Genomic DNA, 1,454 nt, shown 5'->3' on the forward strand with positions numbered 1-1,454 from the left:
ACGCCAAGGCCTTCGCACAGGTGCTGGCCAATATTGCCGCAGACGGACCGCGATCCCGGCGCCCATCGAGACGCCGCCGGCAACGAAGCGGTCGAGGCCGGCCTGGTCGGCGGCGGCGAGCACGTCGTCGGCGAACACGTCGAAGGAAAACGGTCGCCGCTCGCCGAGACCGGAGCCGCCATGCCCGCGGCATTCCAGTGTGAGGCGCCGGAAGCCGGCGGGGAAGGTCTGGGCGACCTGCGCCTCGCCGCCGCCCAGCCCGTGCTGGAAGACGACCGCCAGACCTTCGCCGGCGTCGGTGAACCGCAGCGTGGCGCCGTCGCGAGAGAGCGTCGCCATCACACCAGCCCCTTCAGGAAACGAGCGACACCGGGCGCTTCCTCGGCGGAAAGCCCATGCGTCACCAGCGGCCCATCGAAGCCGGCGTGCTTCAGCCGGGTGATGAAGTCAGGAAAGTCGACCACGCCTTGCCCGGCCGTGGCGAAGCGGCCGTCGGCGAAGCGGTCCTTGGCATGCGCCATGGCGACATGGCCGGCCGTGCGTTCGACCGCGTCGGCGACGATGGCACGCGCCTGCACGGCATCCGCCTGCTCGAAGAGGTTCGCCGGATCGAGCACGACGCGCAGCCGCTTCGAACCCATTTCGGCGATCAGGCGCGTCGCGTCGGCGGCGGAGGCAACGATGTTGGCCTGCTCGGGCTCGATGCCGAGGTCGACGCCATGGCGCTCAGCAATCGCAAGCGCCTTCTCCATCTCGCGCGCCATGTCGGCCCAGGCCGAGGGGTCGGCATTGCCGGGATGATGCGCCCACTGGTCGTCGGGGTTGCGCGTTCCGGTGCAGAGCGTCACCAGCGGCGTGGAAAGCCCGGCGGCCGCCTCGATCACCAGCGCCAGCCGGCGCAGGCCGTCGTCGCGCACCGCCCTGTCCGGATGCGCCATGTTGTAGGTGCCTGACAATGCGACAAGAGCCACGCCAGAAGCTTCGGCGGCAGCCTCGATGGTCCGGATTGCCTCGTCGGGAACCGCATCCGGCATCGATGGCAGGCCGGCGCAGGCGAGGTTGAACTGGGTGACCGCGAAGCCCGCATCGCGCACGGCGGCAAGCACGCCGGCCGGCTCGCTACCCGGGAAGGTCTTGGCGAACACCCCGACCTGCATCAGACCGCTCCCGTCACGCTGGCGATCTCGACGCGCTCGCCGCTCTCGACCGAGCGGGCGATCGCCACCATGGCGCGGATCGAAGCGAGCCCGTCCTCGACATTGGCGCCGCGCATCGGCTTGCCGTCGAGCACGGTATCGGCGAGGCCTTCGATCTGGCGCCGGAAGAAGTGGCCGTCGGCGCCGAGCGGCTTGCGCGAGGTCGCGTCCTTCTCGTGGAAGATGTCGACCTCACTCGCCCGGAAATACCAGGGATTGAAGGTCTTCGCGATTACGGAGCCGTTCTCGCCATAGAGC

2 protein-coding genes and 1 pseudogene are annotated in these 1,454 nt (G+C 69.7%); all 3 read right to left on the bottom strand.

Features of this window, described 5'->3' with window-relative positions; all coding sequences use genetic code 11:
* Positions 1-339: alpha/beta fold hydrolase (locus EN742_RS34900; protein ID WP_128333877.1), on the bottom strand; the 339-nt coding region annotated here is incomplete at its 3' end.
* Complete coding sequence (locus EN742_RS34905; RefSeq protein ID WP_127407379.1) at positions 339-1,157, bottom strand: sugar phosphate isomerase/epimerase; 819 nt, start codon at positions 1,155-1,157, stop codon at positions 339-341. The genes EN742_RS34900 and EN742_RS34905, both read right to left, overlap by 1 nt.
* Positions 1,157-1,454 (bottom strand): annotated as a pseudogene (locus EN742_RS34910) (gfo/Idh/MocA family oxidoreductase); the annotation flags it as partial. The pseudogene EN742_RS34910 and the gene EN742_RS34905, both read right to left, overlap by 1 nt.

The sequence above is a fragment of the Mesorhizobium sp. M4A.F.Ca.ET.020.02.1.1 genome, from assembly GCF_004022645.1.
Lineage (GTDB): Bacteria > Pseudomonadota > Alphaproteobacteria > Rhizobiales > Rhizobiaceae > Mesorhizobium.

Bases quoted from the DNA above. Each gene is read 5' to 3' on its own strand.
- EN742_RS34905 (WP_127407379.1), bottom strand. From the start codon at position 1,157: ATGCAGGTCGGGGTGTTCGCCAAGACCTTCCCGGGTAGCGAGCCGGCC.